Genomic DNA, 21,247 nt, shown 5'->3' on the forward strand with positions numbered 1-21,247 from the left:
ACCGGCAGCCAGAACTTCATCGGTTACGGCAACGACATCGACAACATCATCACCGGTGGCTCAGGTAACGACACGCTGTACGGTGGCGCGGGAGCCGACCAATTCTTCGGCGGCGCAGGTTACGACACGGTGGGGTACCTCGATAGCAAAGTGAGCATGACCCTCAACCTCAGGACTGGCGTGCATTCCGGCATCGCGGCAGGTGACACCTACACCGACATCGAAGCAATCAGGGGCTCCAACCTGAATGACATCTTCTATGGTGGAACTTCCGCCATGGGGCTGGATGGTGCTGCCGGACAAGACCTGGTCAGCTACGAGCTGTCGGACAGTGCCGTGACTATCGATCTGTCTAGCGGAGTCAACACCGGAGACGCGCAGGGTGACACCTACACCAACATCGAAATCTTCCAGGGCAGCAACTTCAACGACACGCTTTCGGGCTCGCGCTTAAGTGACATTTTGATTGGCGGTAAGGGTGCGGATCTGATTGATGGTCGTGAGGGCCAGGACAGTGTCTGGTATGTCACCAGTACGACAGGCGTCACGATCAATCTGCAGACCAACGTGAACCAGGGTGGCGATGCCGAGGGTGATGTGCTGCGCAACATCGAACGTGTAGTGGGCAGTCACTTCAACGACAGCCTGACAGGTGATGCAAGCGTTAATTATCTGGAAGGCGGGCTGGGCGATGACGTCCTTTACGGTGGTGACGGCAACGATTATCTGTACGGCGGACTGATTTCGCAGATAGGGCCTTTCAGCCTCGATGGCCTGACCAGCGGGCCGCAGGCCGATACGCTGTATGGCGGTAATGGGAACGACACTATTGTCACTGCAAACAACGATCAGGGCAGTCGGGCCTACGGTGAGGCCGGGGGCGATGTCATCACCGTTGTACATGGCATGGCCGATGGTGGTGAAGGTAATGACCTGCTGACGGGCACCGGGCTGGGCTTTTCGCTACTTGGCGGGGCTGGTGATGACAAGCTGATCTTGCGGGCCAGTGGTTGGGCCAATGGCGGCGAGGGTGACGATACCTACATGATCGACACGCGGGCATTGGTCACCATTCAGGACGACGGTGTCAGCCGCGGCGACAAGTTGGTGCTGTCAAATATTAACAGCACCAACTTGCTGATGGACCGCATCGGCGATGACCTCTACCTGCACCAGTCGAGCTTTGCTACTGGCCAGACTCCACAGGAAGGTGTGTGTCTGAAGGGCTGGTTCGCCGGCTACGACACCATCGAGCAAATCCAGACATCTAATGGACAGTTCATCAATCTTCCGGCCAACAGTGATGCATTTGCCTTGTTCGGTTGAGCATCTGACCTCGTCAACCCGTTGAGCTAGTCGGCTAAAAGGGATGAGTTCAGTAATGGACTCATCCCTTTTTCATGCCTGATGGAAAGTCCGACTCAGGGTAGTTATATCAACCGGCCCGCAAGTGACTCCTACACTCTGTAGATACTTTTGATATCAGGGTGGGCCCCCATGAATATATCTCCCCAACTGGCCGTTTCCAGCATCCTCGGTGCCCTCGCCTACCTGGGCCTGGCGATCTGGGGCATGGGCGGTTTCTCCGCCTTCTTCGGCCATCCACAGTTGACCCTGATCGCCATCGCCACCCTGCTGATGGTGGTCGCCGCGCTGTACAGCGAAGTCAACCTGAGCAGCGGCGAGCAGGAAGACCAGGGCAACCGCTGGGTGCTGCCGGTGTTCGGGGTGATCGGCCTGTTGAGCGGCTTCGTCCCGGCCTACAGCGACCGCATCGATTTCTGCACCTTCGGCGGCGAAGGCTTGCGCTGGCTCGGGGCCTTGCTGTTCATCCTCGGCGGCGGGCTGCGGCTGTGGCCGGTGTTCATCCTCGGCCGGCGCTTCAGCGGGCTGGTGGCGATCCAACCCAACCACCGCCTGGTGGTGGATGGCCTCTACCGCCACCTGCGCAACCCCAGCTACCTGGGCCTGCTGGTGAATGCCCTGGGTTGGGCCCTGGCGTTTCGCTCGGGGCTGGGGTTGTTGCTGGCAGCACTGACCCTGGTCCCGCTGATCGCGCGGATTCATGCCGAGGAGGCCTTGTTGCTCAAGCATTTCGGCAAGGAATACGAGGCCTATTGCGCCCGCAGCTGGCGCCTGCTGCCGGGCCTCTACTAAGGCTCTGTAAAAAAATCAGACACGCCTGGCAGCCGGGACGCGCCGCTCTAGCACGCGGCTTTCATCATGAAGGCATGCCTCTCGCCAAGGGGCTTGCGCCCTTTACCCCCCTTACATTGGCCTGCGCTTTCTTGCAGTATTGATCCGCCCTGGAGGCTCGCCACAGCAGTTCGCACCCTCCAGCGCCCGGTGTAAACCAAGAATAATCACCCCGAACTCGACAGCGAGATCACCCGGCAGATGCATCCCCAGAGCCCGTTCCACGGATTGGCCTGCACCCGCTCCACGGCCCCGCGCCTTGGCGGTGGTACGCTTGTCGACGCTCGTATCGCACTGCCCTGCCACTCCCCGCTGCACCCTGCCCAACGCCCTCGTGAGGTGCATGAGGTGCGCGCTGGCGTCATCGGTTTTCTCTTCCTGGACAGGCCCTGCCCATGAAGCTTCTGGTCAACCTGCCCATGGCCCTGTGCCGTTCCCGCCTGCGCCATTCCTCACGCCCTCCGGATCACTCGCCGCTGGCCTGATCGCGCTCCTGCGTGGTCCCTCCCAGACCTGATTTCTGCCCTTGCAACCGGCCCGTGCGCGGCGTCGTTGCAGGACCTGAAAACCTGCGCGCCCCACGGGCGCCAAGCGAGCACAAACATGAATTTTGCAGCCCTAGACGAAGCACGGAGTTTCCTCGCCGCCAACCCCGATATCGACATGATCGAGCTGTTCATTCTCGACGCCAACGGCGTGCCCCGGGGCAAGCTGTTGCACCGCGAAGAACTGCTGGCGGTGTACGAAAGCGGCCGGCCCCTGCCCAGCACCATCCTTGGCCTGACCCTCAACGGCGATGACGTGGAGAACTCTGGCCTGGTCTGGGATGTGGGCGATATCGACTGCCGTGCCTACCCCCTGGCCGGCAGCCTGGTACGCCTGCCCTGGCGGCAGATCCCTACCGCCGCGGTGCAGGTCAGCATGCACCCCCAGGAGGGCCTGCCCGCCAGCATCGCCGACCCGCGCCACCTGCTGATCAAGGTGATCGACGGGCTCAAGGCCGAGGGTTACCACCCGGTGATGGCCTGCGAGCTGGAGTTCTACCTGCTGGACGCCAAGCGCGACGGCAATGGCCGGCCGCAACCGGCGCTGGACGCCGATGGCGGTCGCCCGCGCAGCACCCAGGTCTACGGCCTGCGCGAGCTGGAGCAGATCGAACCGTTCCTCGCCGACCTCTACGCCGCCTGCAAGCTGCAAGGCATTCCGGCGCGCACGGCGATCTCCGAATACGCCCCCGGGCAAGTGGAGATCACCCTGGAACACGGCGACGCCCTGGAAGCCATGGACCAGGCCGTGCGCTACAAGCGCCTGGTCAAGGCCGTGGCCCACAAGCACGGGATGCAGGCCACCTTCATGGCCAAGCCTTTCGATCACCTGGCCGGCACCGGCATGCACATGCACGTGAGCATCGCCGACGCCGCGGGCCGCAACCTATTCGCCAGCCAAGACCCGGCCGGCACCCCGCTGTTGCGCCAGGCGGTGGGTGGCATGCTCGCGTCCCTGCTGGAGTCGCTGCTGTTGTTCTGCCCCAACGCCAACTCCTACCGGCGTTTCCAGAGCAACAGCTACGCGCCCCTGGCCCCCACCTGGGGCGTCGACAACCGCACCGTGAGCCTGCGGGTGCCCGGCGGCCCGGCCAATAGCCGGCACATCGAGCACCGCATCTGCGGTGCCGACGCCAACCCCTACCTGGCAGCGGCGGCGATTCTCGCCGGCATCCATCGCGGCCTGCGGGAAAACCTCGACCCCGGCGAGCCGGTACAGGGCAATGGCTACGCCCAGGCCACCGAACTGCTGCCCACCGACTGGCTGACCTCGCTGGAGGCCCTGGAGCAATCGGCCTGGGCACGGGATGCCCTGGGCTCCGAGTTCCTCGGTGTGTACCTGGCGGTCAAGCGTGCCGAGTACCGCCAGTTCATGGCCGAAGTCGGCGAGCAGGACTGGCGCTGGTACCTGACCCAGGCCTGAGGTCCGTTGCCGATCTGCCGCGCAGGGCTCGGGCGCATCCATTGCGTGCCGAACCCGCCGGCCCATCGACCGATTTCAAAGCCCTGGCCGCTGCCTGCCCGCAGCGGCCCGGCTCACTTTTTTACGAGGTTCTATCCATGACAGCCGCCTTCGATCCGCGGACCCCGGCAGCCGAGCGCTGCCCCAGCTACTACAGCGCCACCCTGAACCAGGAAACCCACTACCCGACCCTGCAAGGCACTCATCAAGTGGATGTGGTGATCATCGGCGGCGGCTTCACCGGCGTCGCCAGCGCGGTGGAACTGGCCGAGCGCGGCCTGAAAGTCGCCATCGTCGAAAGCCACAAGATCGGCTGGGGCGCCACCGGGCGCAATGGCGGCCAGGTCACCGGCAGCCTCTCCGGCGATGAAGCCATGCGCAAGCAGATGCGCCGCCACCTGGGCGAGGAAGTGGACGATTTCATCTGGCACCTGCGCTGGCGCGGGCACCAGATCATCCAGCAGCGAGTGGAAAAATACGCCATTGCCTGCGACCTCAAGCACGGCCACCTGCACGCGGCCTACAAACCCAGCCACCTGCCGGGCCTGCGCGCCGACTACGAAGAAGCGGTGCGCCGCGGCATGGGCGACGAAGTCAGCCTGCTGGACCGGGCCCAGGTCCGCGGGTTGCTGGAAAGCGAGCTCTACCACGGCGCCATCAAGAACACCCGTAACCTGCACCTGCATCCGTTGAACCTGTGCATCGGCGAAGCCCGGGCTGCCGAAAGCCTGGGGGCGCTGATTTTCGAACACAGCGAAGTGCTGGAGATCATCCACGGTGAGCGCCCGGCGGTGGTCACTGCCCAGGGCCGCATCGACGCCCGGCAAGTGCTGCTGGCGGGCGATGTGTACCACAAGCTGGAACCGAAGAAACTCAAGGGCAAGATCTTCCCCGCCATGGGCGGCATCGTCACCACCGAGCCCCTGGGCGACCTGGCCAGGCGCCTCAACCCCGAGGACCTGGCGGTCTACGACTGCCGCTTCGTGCTCGATTACTACCGCATGACCGCCGACGGCCGCCTGCTGTTCGGCGGCGGCGCCAACTACAGCGGCAAGGACTCGCGGGACATCGCCGGCGAACTGCGCCCGTGCATCGAACGCACCTTCCCCGCGCTCAAGGGCGTAGGCATCGATTTCCAGTGGAGCTGCGCCATGGGCATCGTGATCAACCGCATCCCGCAACTGGGCAAGCTCTCGGACAACGTCTGGTACTGCCAGGGCTACTCCGGGCACGGCGTGGCCACCACCCACATCATGGGCGAGATCATGGCCCAGGCCCTGACTGGCCACCTCGGCCACTACGACACCTTCGCCGCCTGCCAGCACATCCGCGTTCCCTTCGGCGACCAGTTGGGCAACCCGATGCTGGCGGCGGGCATGTGGTACTACCAGATGCTGGAGAAACTGCGCTGAGGGCCGGGCAAGCATCCGCGGGCCGCTGAACCGGCTTGCTGAACCGCCCCCTGTTCAGTAGGCTGCCCGCCCCTCGAAGGCATGGACCGCCCCGAACCCGCGGGCGGTCCCTGTGCTTCGTCTTGTAAAGACCCGCCCAAGCCTGAGGCTTGGGCCCAGCGAGACCGCCGTTATCCGAGTCCTCGACCAGGAAAGAATCGACCGCATCAATCAAGACCTGACCCGCGCCTGGAAAGCTGATGTTGAAACCACCTGCGTCCTCTCGGGCATCCTGCTGCTCCCCTGCCTCATCCTCATCTGCCTGCTGGATGGCCCGCTGTTCGCCAAGGTCATCCTGTGCACCTTCCTCTGCCTGATGGTCGGTGGCTGGTGCATCGCCAAATGGCTCAACGCCCAGGCGCAAGCCAGGACTGACATCACGGGCGTGAAAGTGGAGCAACTGGAAGGCTACTTCGACCGCCGCTGGGTTCGGAACGGCGGCAAGCCCTATATCGAATACAGCTTTGGCAAGCATTGGTTGCACATCCAGACCTCGGCCTGCAGCTTCTTCAGTGGCGACACCCAGTTGAAGCTCAACCGCCGCTATCGCGTCGACGCCCTGTACCTCACCGGCCATTCCAGCGCCTACACCGGCTATTACCTTCTGGAAGAAACCTTCAAGGAAATCTTCGATGACAGCGACCTCAGCGCTACGGAGAAAATCCAGATCGCCGAGCGTGAGAAGCGGATCAACCAGGACCTAGAGGAACAACACAAACGCCTCTACCGCCTCTATCGCAACCCCCAGGGCGAACTGGAAGCCGTGGCCATCGGCTTCAATTTTGCCGCCTGCTTTCTCACCGTACTCTGGTCGTACTGCGTCAGCCTGTACTGGGTGACCGGCCTCACCCTGGCTGCCCTGGGCCTGATCCTGCTGATCCCTGATACAGGCGCCGGCCACCACGGGTTCGCCCTGGGCTGGCTGCTCAGCGCCGGGGTATTCGGCGCGTGCGGCAACCTGTGGCGAGAAAGGCAGGTGCTGTCCAAGGGTTTTGTCCAGGTCGATGCCCTGCTGTCCTGCAACCCCGACCAGGCCAAGGTGCAGTACAAAAGAAAGGTCGAAGAGGCAGCGCCGGGGTTCGGTCAATAGCGCCGCCGGGCAGGTCATTCCGGGTAACGCGCTACACAAAGCCCTAAGGTTCTCGTACCATCGCGCCGCTCACGAGCGGCGCCAGGGAAGGCCATGTACAGACACTCATGCCTCCCTGCCTGCGCCTTGTCCAAAGTCACTTTCAGGGTTCCCCATGTTCCGCGTAATCAAGGCTTCGTCCTTGCTGCTGGCCACCAGCATAGTTTCTGGCTGCATCAGCCAACCCGCCGCCATCGTCAGCGCCCCTCTGCAACCCGCAGCCAACGAACCCACGACCTATCTGGTGGGCGCTATTGGCCCGCAGTACCTGGGCGGCGGCGGTGCCGCCACCAACCTGCGCCTGCTGATTCGCAAGCGCGGCTCAATCAATGGCGCCGCGGCACTCTGGGAGGGCGACCCACGACCAACGCCTGAGGACATCCATGAACCCCGCGCCGCCGGCAGTGTATTTGTCATGCCGCTCAAACCGGGTGATTACGAGTTCTACAACTTCCAGTTCTGGTCCATGGTCTACACCCCGGGGCTCGGCTCACGCCTGCAATCCCAGGAAGCGCGCGAAGAGTTCGTACTGCCGCTGCGCCTGGAGGCGGGCAAGGCGTATTACATCGGCGAGTTTCGCTCAGTCTGCCGCCAAGTGACCCAGTGCTTCTTTGCCTGGAGCAATCAAATGCCCCGTGACGCCGTGATTGCCCAGCGCCAGGTGCCGGGGCTGCCGGACCTGCAATGGATGCCGCTGGATCTGGACAAGGCCAAGCCCTTCATCCTTCCCGTCGACAAGCAAACCAGCCCAGCCAACGCCACTGCGGAGAATCATCCATGAAATCCTGCTTGACCCTTTGCGCCCTTCTGCTGCTCGCGGGCTGCACGGCAACCGACACCTTGCCGGACCGTCCGCTGCCGGATGGCCAAGCCTATTTGATGCCCCTGCATGTGATGGTCGATGACCCATTGCGCGCCGCTGAGTTACGTAACGCCTTGCGTGCCACCGGGGTGTTCGAAGATGTCCAGACCGGCGCCGGACAAGCTGGCGACTACAGCGCCCGCATTCAATTCAAGTCCGAGCGGGACATGCCGCCAATGCCGTTGATCTTCCTCAGTGCCGCCACTCTGTTCCTGATGCCGCTCTCCAATGGCATCGACACCCACACCGACATCAGCCTGCTGCACGAGGGCAAGCTCCTCAAGCGCTACAGCTATCGCAACCTGACGCATAAATACACCTGGCTGCTGGATCAAGGCGGTGAAATGCAAGAGCAGAATATCCAGCGCATCGCCCGCGCCTTTGCTGGCGATCTGCGTCAGGATCAACTATTGCCAACCGCGAGTCAGGCCCAATGAACCCCATAGGTTTGACCGCCCTGCTGTGCAGCGCACTGATCATCACCGGTTGTGGCACCCGAATGGCGCCGCTGGACTACCGCAGTCAACATCCCTATGTACCGCTGACCCTGGACCTGGGCCCGGTGAAAAGTCGCTTCGACGAACAGGAGCAACGGGAAACCATCACCGCCCTGCGTCAAACCGGAGCCTTCTCCTTTCTCGATGGTGGCTACAGTCGCAGCGGCTACAGCCTCCTGATCAGCGAGCCTGGAGGCAAAAGTGCGGGACTGCTTGGCGCGTTGAATGCCATCACCCTGCTGACCTTCCCCATGCCCTACTCCTACCAGAGCAACTTGCGCGGCAGCCTGCTCAAGGACGGCCAACTGCTCAAGACCTACAACTACCGTCGTGAAGGCTATAGTGTGGCGGCCTGGTATGTACCGCCGGTGCAGATCGAAAGCCGCAGAGAGATGCTCGATGAACTGCTGCGCGATTTGGAAAAGGACCGTTTGATTCCTCAGGAGAACCCACGCTGATGACTGCCAGCCTGTACCAGGGCGGCTGCCTGTGCGGGCAGATTCGCTTCGAGGCCCAGGGGCCTGCCGCCAATCCCCACACCTGCTCGTGCCAATTGTGCCAGCGCCACAGCGGCGCGCTGACGCTGGCGTGGGTCGAATTCCCCCGAGAGCGAGTGACCTGGACCGGCCCCGCCGGCGCTCCGGCGACCTTCAGGTCGTCGGACTCTTCGAGCAGGGCCTTTTGCCGGGCTTGCGGCAGCTCCCTGGGGGCCATCGATGATCAGCCGACCATTGCCTTGCTCCTGGGCTGCTTCGATGACAACCGCGACCCGGCGCTGATGCCGCACAGCCATTCGTTCAGCGACCGCTGGCCCGAGGGCTGGCAGCCCGCACCGACAACGCAGGATAAAGGCGGACAGCATGAGTGAAGCACCGTCGCGCTGCAGCTCCCCCCTCGCCTCGAACGTCTGGACCTGGTACGGCCAGGACGAATACCGAAGGATCATCCTGTTGGGAGAACTGGGCCTGGCCCTGGAATTTCTCGCCCTGGACGCCAAGCGACAACGGGTGGAGGTCGGTTGCTGTGCCGAGTGCAATCTGTGGTCTGGCTATCTGGACTATCTCGCTGGTTTTGTGAAGCAGTTTCCGCTGCATCTGGCGCCGCACTTGCTGCCGCGCTTGCAAGCACTGTTAAGCGGCTGTGAAGCACTGTGCCGGGAGGCTTACGGCCTGACCCTGGAAGACAACGGCTTCGAACACCCGCAATGGCGACCGCTGCGAGAAGGCGCCCGCGAGACGCTGGAGATATTGGGTTGGTCGCAGGTACGGGAGCATATGCCGGAGCTGACCGAGGATTGCCGTGAGGCGTTGCGCAGATGGCCGGATTGAACGCTCAAAGGGTGGCGGTGCTGCTCCGGGCCCCTTCGCCAGCAAGCTGGCTCCTACGGTATTGGGTGCAGCGCTGCCTGTAGGAGCCGGCTTGCCGGCGAAGGCGATTCGGCGGACAACACAAGTCCGTTGCTACAGGCCAGCTATCGCCGGGGTGTGGGGCAAGGCGCGTTTGTGGGCAGTGCGCAGGTAGGCACGCTCGATCAACTGGCGCACCGCGTCGGTAACGGGCTCGCCCATCAGGTAAGCGTCAATTTCTGCGTAGCTGCAACCATAAGCTGTTTCATCCAGCTTGCCCGGCGCCAGTTCCTCCAGGTCCGCGGTGGGCGCCTTGTACACCAGATGCCCTGGCGCGCCGAGGGCCTCGGCCAGCAGCCGCACCTGGGTCTTGGTCAGCCCCGACAGCGGGGCCAGGTCGCAGGCGCCGTCGCCGTACTTGGTGAAGAAACCCATCAGGGCCTCGGCGCCGTGGTCGGTGCCCACCACCAGGCCGTTGCTGAAGTTGGCCACCGCGTACTGGGCCAGCATCCGCGCCCGGGCCTTGACGTTGCCCTTGACGAAATCCGTGAGAGCCGGCGAAGGCTGCAGGCCGTCGATCCGCACCTGGTTCATCAGGCCTTCGACGCTGTCGGCAATGTTGCAAGTGCTCACCGCGTCCGGGCCAATGAAGTCCAGGCAAGCCTGGGCATCACTTTCATCCGCCTGTTGCCGATAAGGCAGGCGCATGGCGATGAAACGGGCCTCCTGCCCCGCGGCGCGCATCTGCTCCACCGCCAACTGGCACAGGCGGCCGGCGGTCAGGGAATCCACCCCGCCACTGATGCCCAGTACCAGGGTGCTGCAGCCAGACTCGCGCAGTACCTGCTGGATAAAGGCCACACGCCGGGCGATCTCGGCGGCCTCGCCACCGCGAACCAGTTGCCGGTCGATGCCCAGTTCCCGGGCGATGCGTGCTTGGGTTGAATTGCTCATATGTCAGGCCTCCAGGGGCGAGTGGGCAAGATCGACGTTGAACACCTGGGCCGCGTACCGGAGGAACGACGGGTCTTCGCAGACGTTCTTGATCGGGTCGTCGGAGAACTTCACCACCGGTTCGCCATGCACCCGCACCAGCTTCATCACGATGCTCAGCGGCTCCACGCCCTCCACATCACAGGCCAGGCTGGTGCCCATGCCGAAACCGAAGCGGGCCTGGCCACGCACGTGGCGCAGGATCGGCAGGCATTTCTCGAAGTTCAGGCCATCGGAAAACATCAGGTCCTTGGTCCGCGGGTCGATGCCCAGTTCCCGGTAGCGGGCCAGGACCTTGTCGGCCCAGAGGATCGGGTCCCCGGAATCCTGGCGCAGGCCGTCGTAGAGCTTGGCGAAGTACAGGTCGAAGTCCTTGAGGAAGAAATCGGTGCTGATGCAGTCGGTCAGGGCAATGCCCAGGCGCCCGCGGTACTCGTGCACCCAGTTCTCCAGGGCCGCGTTCTGGCTCTCGCGCAGCCGCCCCAGTTGCTGGTGCACCATCAGCCATTGGTGGGCCATGGTGCCGATCAGTGGCAGGTCGAACTCATAGGCCAGGTGCGCATTGCTGGTGCCGACGAAGACCCCGGGGAAATCGCTGCGCATGATCTTCACCACTTCGCGCTGAGCCTTGAACGACAGGCGCCGGCGGGTAGAGAAATCCGAAACGCGGAACTCGGCAAGCTCGTCGCGGCTGGCGTTTTTCTCCAGCCATTCGAACTTCTGGTAGAGCCGGCGGGTGACATCCTCAAGCTCCACCTCGGGGTACTTATCGCGGTTGCGCAGCTCGCTGACCATGGCCAGCACCGGCTGCTCGAACATGATGCAGTGCAGCATCGGGCCGCGGACGCGGATGCTCAGTTGGCCGTCGACCGCCGCCACGTGGATGTAGCGCAGGTTGAAGCGGAACAGGCCGAGGAACTGTTCGAAGTCAGGGGTCAGGTATTCACGAAAGCGCTTGTTGAACAAAAAGCGCTGTTCGCCTTCGCGCATCTGCAGGCCGGCAAGCTTTTCCAGCTCCTGGCGGATCTCGGGGATCAGGTGCACCAGTGACTCTCTGGAACGAACGATGAACTGGTATTCCACGTCCACATTGGGGTGCTGGTGCAACACCGCCTGCATCATGGTGAAGGTGTAGTAGTCGGTATCCAGCAGGCTCTGGATCACGCCGTTGTTGCGGTCAAATGCACTTTCCATGGTGACTCCTCAAACCTTGGCGAATCTGGCGGTTTCTTCGCGGGTCGCGGCAACCGTGATGCCCGCTTGTTGCATGTCGGCGATGGCCTGGGTAGCGCCCTCGGCGCTGATGGCCCGGCACGCCGGCAGGTGAATGAGCACCTTGAAACCGGCAGCGGCCAGTTGCAGGGCAGTGGTCTTGACGCAGAAATCCAACGCCAGGCCGCCGACTATGACTTGCTGTACGCCCTGGCCCTTGAGGTACTCGATGACCCCGGTGGACAGCTTGCCGTGCAGGTCGTGGTAGCAGGCGCCATAGGGGTGCAGGTCCGGCTCCACGCCCTTCCACACGAAGTAGTCGTAGTCATAGGGCGCAGGCAGTTCGTCCAAAAGGGTGAAGCCTTCAGTGCCCGGAACGCAGTGGCTGACCCAGGTCAGATCGGCATGTTCAAGGCCCGTGGGCTGGAGCATCTGGTCGTGCCCGGTCACCACCCAGGGAGCCTGGGGGCTGTGGGCGTCCTTGCTGCCGATACGCAGGCTGGCGAGGGTCGCCATGAAATTCAGCTCGCCGCCGATGCGATCGCCTTCGGTCACGGGCAACTCGTCCGGGCACAGCGGGGTAAAGCTCTTTTGTGCATCGACATCGAAGGAAGCGGTCTTCATCGTTTGGCTGTTCATGCTGGGTCTCTCCTCTGCATGGAGCACAAAGTACATGTCATGTACTTTCATGGCAAGCCATCCTTGGATTTTATTTTTCTCAATCGGACTTCAATCAAACCGAACAAATAAGCTGAAAAAGAAGATTCTCCGCCGACAAAAGCGATGCTAAGGTACATGTCATGTACCTAAAAAGGAAAAGCAGATGTTTGAACTGGCCCTCTATGGCGGCGCCTTCAACCCGCCCCACGCCGGGCACGCCCAGGTGATGCTCGAAGCCGCCCGCCATGCCCGCCGGGTACTGGTAGTGCCCAGCTTCCGCCACCCGGGCGGCAAGCGCATGGCCGACTTCGAGCAGCGCGCCAGCTGGTTGCAGGCAATCACCGCGCACCTGCAGCCAGAGTGCGACGCCGAGCTGGCGGTCAGCCGCCTGGAACGGCAACTGGCCCTGGCCGACCCGGGCCCGGTCTACAGCTTCACCCTGTTGCAACGCCTGGCCGACGACCTGGCCCTGGACGGCAAACGCATCGCCCTGGTAGTGGGCGAAGACGTGGCGCGCCAGTTGCCCAGGTTCCATCGCGGCGAGGAACTGCTGCGGCGCTTTTCCATCCTCTGCATCGAAGAGCAGCCCGGGGTGCGCAGCAGCGTGTTGCGTCAATGCCTGGCCCGTGGCGAAACGCCGCCCAGGCAATGGCTGGCCCCGGGAATGAATCCGCTAAACTACGGCCTCTACGCCGTCCACGGAAGTTGATATGCACGACCGCACCACCCTCCCCAGCGCCTACCTGCACACCATCGACCTGTGCCTGCTGCGCTATCACCGCGAACGCGGCGAGCTGCAGATCCTCCTCCATCAACGGGATGCCGAGCCCTTCGCCGGGCACTGGGCGCTGCCAGGCATCGTGGTCAACGGCGACGTCGAAGACCGCAGCCTGAATGACGCGGTGGAGCGCCTGCGCCGTTCGAGCAAGGTGGACATGCCCCTGGCCTGGCTGGAACAGGTGGGCACGGTGGGCGACGCCTTTCGCGACCCGCGCTGCTGGTCGTCCTCGACCTTCTACCTGGGGATCCTCAGCGAGCCGGTGGAGCCCGCCGCGCAACAGGGCTTCTTCGCCCTCGGCGAGGTGGCCAGCGGTGCCTTCAAGCTGCCCTTCGACCACAACGCCCTGGTAGCCCAGGTGCACGAACGGCTGTTTTCCAAATCCCTGTACAGCAGCCTGCCGCTGATGTTTCTCGGCAACGAGTTCAGCGCCCCCGAGGCGGTGAGCATCTTCTCCCTGGTGCTGCAGCGTCCGGTGCTCAAGACCAGCATCCGCCAGCGCCTGCTGAAGATGAGCGAGGCCGGCTACCTGCGCGACACCGGGCGCAAGAAGAGCGGCGACGGCGGCCGGCCCCAGGCCACCGTGGAGCAGCTCAAGCCCGCCGAGCTGTATTTGTTCGATCGTTGTTTCCTGGAGTGATAGCCCCCATGAGTTCCACCCCCGACACCCAGTGCCTGCTGGAAACCCCGTACTTCAAGGTGGTCCGTGAAAACGGCTACTTCATCATCAAGGAAGCCCAGGCGGTGAACGGCGTCGTGGCCGTGCCGACCCTGGCCGATGGCCGACTGATGCTGGTCAACCTGCGGCGCCGGGCCATCGGCGGCCAGTCCATCGAGTTTCCCCGGGGCGCCATCGATGCCGGTGAAAGCGCCTGCGACGCGGCGGCCCGGGAACTGCTGGAGGAAACCGGCTGGCAAGCCTCAGAGGTACGCCAGCTGGGGCTGCTGCACAGCAACACTTCGCTGATCGCCAGCGCCGTGGCGGTGTGCCAGGTGCAGATCGCCGAGCAGCAGGCCGCCGCCACCGATGGCGAAGTGGACCATGTGCTGTGGGCCAGCCGCCAGGAGTTGCTGGCAATGATCGCCGCCGGCCAGATCACCGATGGTCACACGCTGTCGGCAGCGATGATGCTGCTGGCCAGCGAGTCGGCCTGACGCCCCCATTTCTCCAGGGCAAAGTCGACAAAGCTGCGCAGCTTGGGCAGGCGATAGCGGTCCTGGGCATAGAGCAGGTGCATCGTCCGAAAGGGCAACTGATAGTCCTGCAGCACCGGCACCAGCCGGCCCTGCTGCAGGTCTTCCTCCACCAGCGCATCGGGCATCATCACCAGCCCCAGGCCACCCCGCGCCGCACGATGCAAGCCGGACGAGGTGTTGGCCAGCAATGACCCCGACACCGGAATCTGCACATCGCCTTCAGGCCCGCGCAACGGCCACAGGGTGGCGGTGGCGCTCCACTCATCACCGGCCGGGTAGGCAAATGCCAGACAGTTGTGCCGCTGCAGGTCCTCGGGGACCTGGGGCGTGCCGCAGCGCTCCAGATACTCCGGCGCAGCGCAGATCGTCAGGGTGTAGTCCTGCAGGCGCCGGGCAATCAGCGAAGCGTTGTCCAGGTTGCCCAGGCGCACCGCCACATCGAAGGTGCCATCGGTCAGGTCGAAGCGCTGGTTGGCCAGGGTCAGCTCGACCTTGACCTGGGGGCAGCGCTGGCGGAACTCGTCCAGCGATGGCGCCAGGCGTTCGGTGCCGAAGGTCAGGGGTGCGGTGATGCGCAAGGTGCCGATGGGTTCGCCCTGGGCCTGCTCCGCCAGGCGCTCGGAATCCGCCACCAGCCCCAGCACCGCCAGGCAGCGCTGGTAGTAATCACGGCCAAAATCGGTAAGCCGCTGGCGCCGTGTCGTGCGGTTGAGCAGACGCACCCCGAGGCGCTGCTCCAGGGCCCGCAGGTGATTGCCCACCATGGTGGTGGACATGCCGCACTCCCGGGCCGCGGCGGTCATGTTCCCCGCCTCCACCACCTTGACGTACACCGACATTGCCTGGAACAGATCCATTATCAACCCTGACTTCAAGATTATTAAAGAAATAGCGAGTTTATCTAGCCTGGGTGGCTAACGATACTGATAGCACACCCCCAAGATGGAGCTACCCGCCATGACCGCCGCCTGCCTGATGAGCACCTACCAACCCCTCGCGCTGAGCTTCTGCAAAGGCCTGGGCAGCCGTCTCTGGGACCAGGCCGGGCGAGAGTACCTGGACGCCATCGCCGGGGTCGCGGTGACCGGTATCGGCCACAGCCACCCACGGCTGGTCGGCGCCATCAGCGAACAGGCCGGCCTGCTGCTGCACAGCTCCAACCTCTACGACATCCACTGGCAGCAGCAACTGGCCGCCAAGCTGACCCAGTTGAGCGGCATGGACCGGGCGTTCTTCAACAATTCCGGGGCCGAGGCCAACGAGACCGCCCTCAAGCTGGCACGCCTGCACGCCTGGCACAAAGGCATCGAGCAGCCCCTGGTGGTGGTCATGGAAAACGCCTTTCATGGCCGGACCCTGGCCACCCTGGCCGCCAGCGACGGCCCGGCAGTGCGCCTGGGCTACGGCCAGTTGCCAAGCGGTTTTCTCAAGGTGCGCTTCGGCGATCTGGTCGCCCTGGAATCGGCCGTCGCCGAGCATGCTCCACGCATCTGTGCCGTATTGATGGAGCCGATCCAGGGGGAAAGTGGCATCCAGCTGGCCCCACCCGGCTACCTCAAGGCCGTGCGCGAGCTGTGCACCCGGCGCAACTGGCTGTTGATGCTCGACGAGATCCAGAGCGGCATCGGCCGCACCGGGCGCTGGTTTGCCTGCCAGCACGAAGACGTGGTGCCGGATGTGATGACCCTGGCCAAGGGCCTGGGCAACGGCATTCCCATCGGCGCCTGCCTGGCCCGGGGCAAGGCTGCCCAGCTGTTTACCCCGGGCAGCCACGGCAGCACTTTCGGCGGCAACCCCCTGGCCTGCCGCGCGGCCTGTACCGTACTGGACGTCATCGAGGACCAGCAGTTGCTGGCCAACGCCGAACAGCGCGGTGCCCAACTGCTGCGGCGGCTGCGCGAGGAACTGGCGGCGCATCCGGCGGTGCGGGAGATTCGCGGACTGGGGCTGATGGTGGGTATCGAACTGCGACAGCCGGCCCGAGAGCTGGTGCAGGTCGCCGCCCGTGACCACGGGCTGCTGATCAATGTCACCCGGGGCACCACCATCCGCCTGCTGCCACCCTTGGTGATCAATGGGCAGGAAGTGGAGATGATCGTCGATGGGCTGCGTCAGACCCTGGAGGCGCTCTAGCCTGGGCGAGGCGGGGCAATGCAGTCGGCAGGCACCGGGGCGGTCAGCGCCTGCCCCGGCCTCCGCCCATGGGCTTCAGTCGTCCAGCGCCTTGGGCGCTGCGGCGGGCTTGGCCGCCTTGCCGGCCTTGGCATTGGCCGGCTTGGCCTCCGGCTCGGGGGCCGGAGCCGGCGCTGCGGCCTGTTTCTCCGCCGCCGGCAACTGGTCGACGGCACTGAAGACTTCCTTGAGCTCGATGGCCCCGGAGTGCTCCAGCTTCTTCTCGCCGTCCTTGCCCACCAGGATCACCTTGGTCTGCGCCCCGGCGCCCAGCTTGAGGCTGCGGATCAGGGCCATGGTGGATTGCGGGTCGATGTCCTTGCCATCGCGCTGGCCGATGGTGTTGATCACCGTGTACAGGACCATGTTGCGTTCGTTGAAGGCTTGACGGGTGGCCGGCTCTTCCAGGGACTTCTTCAGGCTCACCAGGGTCGGGTCCACGGTGCTGGGGGCAATCACGATCAGTGGCCGTGACTTGCCCAGGTCCTGGGTCAATGGGCCGTCGTTGTCGGCCGCCAGGACAGGGCCGGCAACAGCGAGCAGAGTAGCGAAGGTCAATGACCGAATGAACATGCGTCTCTCCTTATGTTTTCCACGCAGTAATGATTGCGCATTGCGGGAAAAGGTCCAGGCCGGGACTCAAAATCTGACATTTTTTTGCCCACGGCGCAGCGCTGGTCTTCGGCTTGCCACAGGCCGCGCACGACCGGGGCTCGCGCCCTTCCAGCGGTCGGCACAACCAGGTTCGCGGTAAGGTTTTGTTGCATATGCAGCCCGACAATTACGCCCCTGCAGCACTCGCGCCAACAGCCTTGCGCCCGCTCTTTAATATTCGAATCAATACAACAGCGGCCCTGGGTTGTTTATAAGAACCGCTGCACGACACATTCAACCCACACAACTCCAGCGCTCTTAACAACCATTGAAACGAACCACTCGCAGAACCTCCGGCAACAATCAACAAGAAGATTCCGAAAGTTTTAAACTTATGCCTAAAGTGTCATTTTTCAAACGTCAGAAAACAGGCGCGAATCTCCTACCCCGATAGAAAAATCTGTCTATATCAAGGCTTACAGAGGCCTCTCAGATTTTTTGCCACAGCCCACGCCACGGGCCGCCGCGGCCTTTTAACTGCTGCCCTGCAACAACTCTAAGTTACATGCCCAGGCCTGCTTGAATTGCAGCAGACAATGATCTGGAGCAAATAACCGAAGCCATCACTACTTGTTCTTTTATTGCCGAGGGAACTATAGTGCGGCGCGGCACGGACAGCCCGATACGGCACAACTATAAAGCGGCAACTCGCCCTATTACCGAACACTATCCCTTAGGGGTTTTTTCGAATGAGCGTCCGATACCGATGATCCCCCTCCTCATCTGCGATGACTCGAGCATGGCCCGCAAGCAGGTGCTGCGGACCTTGCCCAGCGAGTGGCGGGTGTCCGTGACCCAGGCCTGCAACGGGCGCGAAGGCCTGGAAGCCCTGCGCCGCGGGCTGGGCAAGGTGGCGCTGCTGGACCTGACCATGCCCGTGATGGACGGCTACCAGGTCTTGAGTGCGGTGCAGGAAGAAGGCATCGAGGCGCAGATCATTGTCATCTCCGGCGACATTCAAGAAGAAGCCGTGCGCCGCACCCGCGAGCTGGGCGCCCGGGCCTTCCTCAAGAAGCCCTTCGACCCGCAGCAACTGCGCGCCCTGCTCAACGAACTGCAACTGCTGGACAGCACTGACGCCAAGCCATTGGCAGCCCCTTCGCCAGCACCGGTGGTGACCTTTCGCGACGCCTTCCGGGAAACCGTCAACGTTTCCATGGGCTACGCCGCGGCACTGATCGCCAAGGTCCTGGATGTCTTCGTGCACCTGCCGATTCCCCACGTCAATGTGCTGGAAGCCGGCGAGTTGCAGATGCTGCTGGCCGATGCCAACCGCGCCCGGCAACTGACCGCCATCTGCCAGAGCTACATCGGCAGCGGCATCGCCGGCGAAGCCTTGCTGATGTTCTACGACTCCGAAGTGGCCGACATCGCCCAGTTGATAGAGCAAGGCACCGACCCCTACCAGGAAATGGAAGTGCTGATCGACCTCTCCAGCGTGCTGATCGGCGCCTGCCTGAGCAGCATCGCCGACCAGCTGGACGTGTTCTTTTCCGTGGGCCATCCCCAGGTACTGGGGGAACACACCACCATCGACGAGCTGATCGTGCTCAACCAGCAGCGCTGGAAAAAGACCCAGGCGGTGGAGATCAGCTACAGCCTGGAAGAACAGAACATCCACTTCGACCTGTTGCTGTTGTTCACCGAAGGCTCCATGGCCTTGCTGGAACAGAAGCTCGCCTACCTGATGAGTTGAGCCATGCCCAAGAGAATGGATTTCAGTGAATTGCACTGGTTGCTGGCGGTGGTCCAGAGCATCGACGTGGGTATCGTCGTGCTCGACCTGGAGTGCCGGGTCCAGGTGTGGAACAGCTTCATGGAGAACCGCTCCGGAGTGCCCTCCAAGCAGGCCATCGACCAGTCGTTCTTCGAGCTGTTCCCCGAGGTCGAGCGACCCTGGTTCACCCGCAAGGTGGGGCGCGTGGTGGCCCTCGGCACGCCGGCCTTCACCATCTGGAAGCAGCGGCCGTACCTGGTGCATTTCAACAACTACCAGCCGATCACCGGCCAGGGCGAGTTCATGTACCAGAACACCACCCTGCTGCCGCTGCGTTCCTCCAACAGCGAGATCCACCACGTCTGCCTGGTGATCTACGACCTGACCGACGTGGCAATCAACAGCCTGGCCTTGCAGAAGGCCAACCAGCAGTTGCAGCACCTGTCGCGCACCGACCACCTGACCCAGCTCTACAACCGCGGCCACTGGGAACAGCGCCTGCAGTTCGAATACAGCCGCCACGGCAGCAGCATCGCCCTGCTGATGCTGGACATCGATCACTTCAAGTCGATCAACGACCGCCACGGACACCAGGCCGGCGATGCAGTGATCAAGCGCGTCTCCGAGCTGATCCACCAGCATGTGCGCGACAGCGACGTGGCCGGGCGCTATGGCGGCGAGGAGTTCGCCATTCTCCTGCCCCACACCGACCTTGCCGGGGCCCGCACCCTGGCCGAGCGCTTGCGCCAGTCGGTGGAAGAGCAGGAGGTGATCCACAACGGCCAGGCCATCGCCTTCACCATCAGCCTGGGCATCGCCTGCCTCGACCGTCCGGCCCGGGATCATCGCTGCCTGATCGAGTGGGCCGACCAGGCGCTGTACGCCTCCAAGCGCGCCGGGCGCAACCGGGTCAGTACCTACGCGCCTTGAACGGCAGCCCTGGAAAAACCTGAAAAAAACTCGCTCCCTAGGGATAAACTGCGCGCTTTTCCGGTCCATCCCCCGGTCTGCTACGCCTTTCCCAGCGCCACAAGGAGTCCTGCGCGCATGTCCCAGTCGAATTCGAACCACTCCCCGCAAGAGCAATGGCAGCAAGCCGTGCTGACCTATGCCCGCGACATCAATCGCTATGTCGAGACCGGCAACCGCGACGGCTGGAAGGGCTTGAAGGAACCGCACTTGCCCGATACCGAGCACCTGCTGCCAGACTGGCAGGCGGCCCTGGAAGCGAGCAACCAGGAGCCCTACGACGCAGCCCGGCGCCAGGCATTCCGCCAGGAGTGGCCGCCGGCGCACTTCCCATTGTCGCCACGCCTGGAAAGCCAGGGACGGATGATTCCGACCCTGGCCCTGTTGCCGGACGGCAGCCTGCTGGCGCGCATCGGCGCACCTTACGAGGCTGGCGAGGTGGTGCATATCGACGACGCAAGGATCCAGACCCTGGAGCAGGTGGAAGGCTTCGGCATGTGCCCCCAGCGGCGCTATTTCGCTTGGGCCCGGGCTGACGGCATCCAGCTCACCGACGGCTGGAGCGGGCCAGAGGTGGCAAGTTTTGCCTGGCCCGATCCCCACGCGAACCTGCCGGCGGGGGTGGCGCTTGAAGACACCGGGCGCTGCTGCCCCAGCAGCCTGATTCCCTTCCCCGACGGGCGCCGGGTACTGCTGGTGAGTTCCGACGGCATCTTCGTCCTGCAGGCCGAGGGCGCCACGCGCCTGCTGCCGAGCCTGGAAGACCTGCAGCAAGAACTGGCCGACGGCGTCGCCCCCGAGGACCTGGGCATCGGCCTGAGCATGGAGCATGGCGCGGTGTCGCCCGATGGCCAGTGGATCGCCGTGGGCGAGCAAAGCAGCTCGCACCTAGTGTTCGATGCAAGGTTGCAACGGGTAGCGCAGATCGGCCCCGCCAGCGAGTACCCGCATTTCGCCCATTTCAACCAGCGCGGCGATCGCCTGCTGCTCAATGCCTGCCACTTCTATGGCGGTGCCAGCGTGGGAGTGGCGGTGGCCGACCTGCCAGGGCTGTCCACCGATTTCTACAGTGACGATGCGCGCACTCCGGTGCTGCAGGAAGGCGCCCGGGTGTATGCCGCGGCGTCACGGGGCGACGAATTCATCATCGGCGACGCCTACGGCTACCTGCGGGCCTTCAGCGAAAACGGCGAGGAACGCTGGCAGCACTATATCGGCTCGACCCTCACCGCCATGGACATCAGCCCCGATTGCAAGACCCTGGTGGCCGCCACCTATGCCGGGATCATCGTCAAGCTTGACCTGGACGCCGGGCGCCCGGATTGGCAGATCGGCACCGGCGAGCACCTTGAAGTGCAGCGCTGGCTGTTCTGGAAAGACTTCGCCAAGCCGCTGCTGTGGTGACCG

22 protein-coding genes are annotated in these 21,247 nt (G+C 63.6%); 17 read left to right on the plus strand and 5 right to left on the minus strand.

Translation table 11 applies throughout. The features are described from left to right. The 10 genes from ACUXVH_RS24740 to ACUXVH_RS24785 all read left to right on the plus strand — a co-directional run. Window positions 1–1,326: calcium-binding protein (locus ACUXVH_RS24740; protein ID WP_445496155.1), on the plus strand; the 1,326-nt coding region annotated here is incomplete at its 5' end. A 171-nt stretch (window positions 1,327–1,497) separates the two neighbouring features. Then, window positions 1,498–2,157, plus strand: coding sequence for a methyltransferase family protein (locus tag ACUXVH_RS24745; protein WP_065363771.1), 660 nt, complete (start codon window positions 1,498–1,500; stop codon window positions 2,155–2,157). A 642-nt stretch (window positions 2,158–2,799) separates the two neighbouring features. Next, window positions 2,800–4,164 carry a glutamine synthetase family protein gene (locus tag ACUXVH_RS24750; protein WP_065363769.1) on the plus strand — a complete coding sequence of 455 codons (1,365 nt, stop codon included), beginning with the start codon at window positions 2,800–2,802 and terminating at the stop codon, window positions 4,162–4,164. Between the two features lie 137 nt (window positions 4,165–4,301). Next, complete coding sequence (locus tag ACUXVH_RS24755; protein WP_065363768.1) at window positions 4,302–5,615, plus strand: NAD(P)/FAD-dependent oxidoreductase; 1,314 nt, start codon at window positions 4,302–4,304, stop codon at window positions 5,613–5,615. Window positions 5,616–5,727: 112 nt separating this feature from the next. Continuing rightward, window positions 5,728–6,744, plus strand: a complete 1,017-nt coding sequence (locus ACUXVH_RS24760; RefSeq protein ID WP_065363767.1) for a hypothetical protein — start codon at window positions 5,728–5,730, stop codon at window positions 6,742–6,744. 154 nt (window positions 6,745–6,898) lie between these two features. After that, complete coding sequence (locus tag ACUXVH_RS24765; protein ID WP_065363766.1) at window positions 6,899–7,564, plus strand: hypothetical protein; 666 nt, start codon at window positions 6,899–6,901, stop codon at window positions 7,562–7,564. Continuing rightward, window positions 7,561–8,082 (plus strand): hypothetical protein, encoded by a 522-nt coding sequence (locus ACUXVH_RS24770; RefSeq protein WP_065363765.1) that lies wholly within the window; start codon window positions 7,561–7,563, stop codon window positions 8,080–8,082. Before ACUXVH_RS24765 ends, ACUXVH_RS24770 begins: the two co-directional genes overlap by 4 nt. Next, window positions 8,079–8,600, plus strand: a complete 522-nt coding sequence (locus tag ACUXVH_RS24775; RefSeq protein WP_065363764.1) for a hypothetical protein — start codon at window positions 8,079–8,081, stop codon at window positions 8,598–8,600. Before ACUXVH_RS24770 ends, ACUXVH_RS24775 begins: the two co-directional genes overlap by 4 nt. Further along, window positions 8,600–9,010, plus strand: coding sequence for a GFA family protein (locus tag ACUXVH_RS24780; RefSeq protein ID WP_065363763.1), 411 nt, complete (start codon window positions 8,600–8,602; stop codon window positions 9,008–9,010). The genes ACUXVH_RS24775 and ACUXVH_RS24780 overlap by 1 nt, the downstream gene beginning before the upstream one ends. Then, on the plus strand, window positions 9,003–9,470 hold the full coding sequence (locus ACUXVH_RS24785; protein ID WP_065363762.1) for a hypothetical protein: 468 nt from the start codon (window positions 9,003–9,005) through the stop codon (window positions 9,468–9,470). Before ACUXVH_RS24780 ends, ACUXVH_RS24785 begins: the two co-directional genes overlap by 8 nt. A gap of 132 nt (window positions 9,471–9,602) precedes the next feature. On the opposite strand, the gene nadE is transcribed toward ACUXVH_RS24785, so the two are convergent. Genes nadE through ACUXVH_RS24800 form a run of 3 tightly spaced genes read right to left on the minus strand, consistent with a single transcriptional unit; the run spans window position 9,603 to window position 12,332 of the window. Then, window positions 9,603–10,442 carry an ammonia-dependent NAD(+) synthetase gene (nadE, locus tag ACUXVH_RS24790; RefSeq protein WP_065363761.1) on the minus strand — a complete coding sequence of 280 codons (840 nt, stop codon included), beginning with the start codon at window positions 10,440–10,442 and terminating at the stop codon, window positions 9,603–9,605. Between the two features lie 3 nt (window positions 10,443–10,445). Then, a complete protein-coding gene (gene pncB, locus ACUXVH_RS24795; protein WP_011060764.1) occupies window positions 10,446–11,675 on the minus strand; it encodes a nicotinate phosphoribosyltransferase in 1,230 nt (409 codons plus the stop codon). A 9-nt stretch (window positions 11,676–11,684) separates the two neighbouring features. Next, entirely contained in the window at window positions 11,685–12,332 is a 648-nt protein-coding gene (locus tag ACUXVH_RS24800; protein ID WP_065363760.1) for a nicotinamidase, read from the minus strand. Window positions 12,333–12,516: 184 nt separating this feature from the next. Between ACUXVH_RS24800 and ACUXVH_RS24805 the strand changes: the two genes are divergently transcribed. The 3 genes from ACUXVH_RS24805 to ACUXVH_RS24815 are packed head-to-tail and all read left to right on the plus strand — an operon-like array spanning window position 12,517 to window position 14,286. Beyond that, window positions 12,517–13,062: an adenylyltransferase/cytidyltransferase family protein gene (locus ACUXVH_RS24805; protein WP_065363759.1), complete on the plus strand. Its 546-nt coding sequence runs from the start codon at window positions 12,517–12,519 to the stop codon at window positions 13,060–13,062. A gap of 1 nt (window position 13,063) precedes the next feature. Further along, window positions 13,064–13,771, plus strand: coding sequence for an NUDIX hydrolase (locus tag ACUXVH_RS24810; RefSeq protein WP_011060761.1), 708 nt, complete (start codon window positions 13,064–13,066; stop codon window positions 13,769–13,771). Between the two features lie 8 nt (window positions 13,772–13,779). Then, window positions 13,780–14,286 carry an NUDIX hydrolase gene (locus ACUXVH_RS24815; protein WP_011060760.1) on the plus strand — a complete coding sequence of 169 codons (507 nt, stop codon included), beginning with the start codon at window positions 13,780–13,782 and terminating at the stop codon, window positions 14,284–14,286. On the opposite strand, the gene ACUXVH_RS24820 is transcribed toward ACUXVH_RS24815, so the two are convergent. Continuing rightward, complete coding sequence (locus ACUXVH_RS24820) at window positions 14,238–15,185, minus strand: LysR family transcriptional regulator (protein WP_065363758.1); 948 nt, start codon at window positions 15,183–15,185, stop codon at window positions 14,238–14,240. The genes ACUXVH_RS24815 and ACUXVH_RS24820 overlap by 49 nt on opposite strands. Window positions 15,186–15,285: 100 nt before the next feature. Here ACUXVH_RS24820 and ACUXVH_RS24825 point away from each other — a divergent pair, with 100 nt between their 5' ends. Beyond that, complete coding sequence (locus ACUXVH_RS24825; RefSeq protein ID WP_065363757.1) at window positions 15,286–16,461, plus strand: aspartate aminotransferase family protein; 1,176 nt, start codon at window positions 15,286–15,288, stop codon at window positions 16,459–16,461. Window positions 16,462–16,536: 75 nt separating this feature from the next. Here the strand turns inward: ACUXVH_RS24825 and ACUXVH_RS24830 are convergent, their stop codons facing one another. Beyond that, a complete protein-coding gene (locus ACUXVH_RS24830) occupies window positions 16,537–17,073 on the minus strand; it encodes a DUF4174 domain-containing protein (protein ID WP_011060757.1) in 537 nt (178 codons plus the stop codon). A gap of 787 nt (window positions 17,074–17,860) precedes the next feature. Here ACUXVH_RS24830 and ACUXVH_RS24835 point away from each other — a divergent pair. From ACUXVH_RS24835 to ACUXVH_RS24845, 3 genes are all read left to right on the plus strand, one after another. Further along, the gene (locus ACUXVH_RS24835; protein ID WP_011060756.1) at window positions 17,861–18,850 is read left to right on the plus strand and encodes a response regulator; all 990 of its coding nucleotides are present in this window, start codon (window positions 17,861–17,863) and stop codon (window positions 18,848–18,850) included. A gap of 3 nt (window positions 18,851–18,853) precedes the next feature. After that, window positions 18,854–19,801 carry a sensor domain-containing diguanylate cyclase gene (locus tag ACUXVH_RS24840; protein ID WP_011060755.1) on the plus strand — a complete coding sequence of 316 codons (948 nt, stop codon included), beginning with the start codon at window positions 18,854–18,856 and terminating at the stop codon, window positions 19,799–19,801. A gap of 117 nt (window positions 19,802–19,918) precedes the next feature. Next, on the plus strand, window positions 19,919–21,244 hold the full coding sequence (locus tag ACUXVH_RS24845; protein ID WP_065363756.1) for a hypothetical protein: 1,326 nt from the start codon (window positions 19,919–19,921) through the stop codon (window positions 21,242–21,244). Window positions 21,245–21,247: the final 3 nt, after the last annotated feature.

Source organism: Pseudomonas sp. 8(2025) (genome assembly GCF_052665325.1).

Coding starts and splice junctions, on each gene's coding strand:
- ACUXVH_RS24745 (WP_065363771.1), top strand. CDS start 1,498: ATGAATATATCTCCCCAACTGGCCGTTTCCAGCATCCTCGGTGCCCTC.
- ACUXVH_RS24750 (WP_065363769.1), top strand. CDS start 2,800: ATGAATTTTGCAGCCCTAGACGAAGCACGGAGTTTCCTCGCCGCCAAC.
- ACUXVH_RS24755 (WP_065363768.1), top strand. CDS start 4,302: ATGACAGCCGCCTTCGATCCGCGGACCCCGGCAGCCGAGCGCTGCCCC.
- ACUXVH_RS24765 (WP_065363766.1), top strand. CDS start 6,899: ATGTTCCGCGTAATCAAGGCTTCGTCCTTGCTGCTGGCCACCAGCATA.
- ACUXVH_RS24770 (WP_065363765.1), top strand. CDS start 7,561: ATGAAATCCTGCTTGACCCTTTGCGCCCTTCTGCTGCTCGCGGGCTGC.
- ACUXVH_RS24775 (WP_065363764.1), top strand. CDS start 8,079: ATGAACCCCATAGGTTTGACCGCCCTGCTGTGCAGCGCACTGATCATC.
- ACUXVH_RS24780 (WP_065363763.1), top strand. CDS start 8,600: ATGACTGCCAGCCTGTACCAGGGCGGCTGCCTGTGCGGGCAGATTCGC.
- ACUXVH_RS24785 (WP_065363762.1), top strand. CDS start 9,003: ATGAGTGAAGCACCGTCGCGCTGCAGCTCCCCCCTCGCCTCGAACGTC.
- nadE (WP_065363761.1), bottom strand. CDS start 10,442: ATGAGCAATTCAACCCAAGCACGCATCGCCCGGGAACTGGGCATCGAC.
- pncB (WP_011060764.1), bottom strand. CDS start 11,675: ATGGAAAGTGCATTTGACCGCAACAACGGCGTGATCCAGAGCCTGCTG.
- ACUXVH_RS24800 (WP_065363760.1), bottom strand. CDS start 12,332: ATGAACAGCCAAACGATGAAGACCGCTTCCTTCGATGTCGATGCACAA.
- ACUXVH_RS24805 (WP_065363759.1), top strand. CDS start 12,517: ATGTTTGAACTGGCCCTCTATGGCGGCGCCTTCAACCCGCCCCACGCC.
- ACUXVH_RS24810 (WP_011060761.1), top strand. CDS start 13,064: ATGCACGACCGCACCACCCTCCCCAGCGCCTACCTGCACACCATCGAC.
- ACUXVH_RS24815 (WP_011060760.1), top strand. CDS start 13,780: ATGAGTTCCACCCCCGACACCCAGTGCCTGCTGGAAACCCCGTACTTC.
- ACUXVH_RS24820 (WP_065363758.1), bottom strand. CDS start 15,185: ATGGATCTGTTCCAGGCAATGTCGGTGTACGTCAAGGTGGTGGAGGCG.
- ACUXVH_RS24825 (WP_065363757.1), top strand. CDS start 15,286: ATGACCGCCGCCTGCCTGATGAGCACCTACCAACCCCTCGCGCTGAGC.
- ACUXVH_RS24830 (WP_011060757.1), bottom strand. CDS start 17,073: ATGTTCATTCGGTCATTGACCTTCGCTACTCTGCTCGCTGTTGCCGGC.
- ACUXVH_RS24835 (WP_011060756.1), top strand. CDS start 17,861: ATGATCCCCCTCCTCATCTGCGATGACTCGAGCATGGCCCGCAAGCAG.
- ACUXVH_RS24840 (WP_011060755.1), top strand. CDS start 18,854: ATGCCCAAGAGAATGGATTTCAGTGAATTGCACTGGTTGCTGGCGGTG.
- ACUXVH_RS24845 (WP_065363756.1), top strand. CDS start 19,919: ATGTCCCAGTCGAATTCGAACCACTCCCCGCAAGAGCAATGGCAGCAA.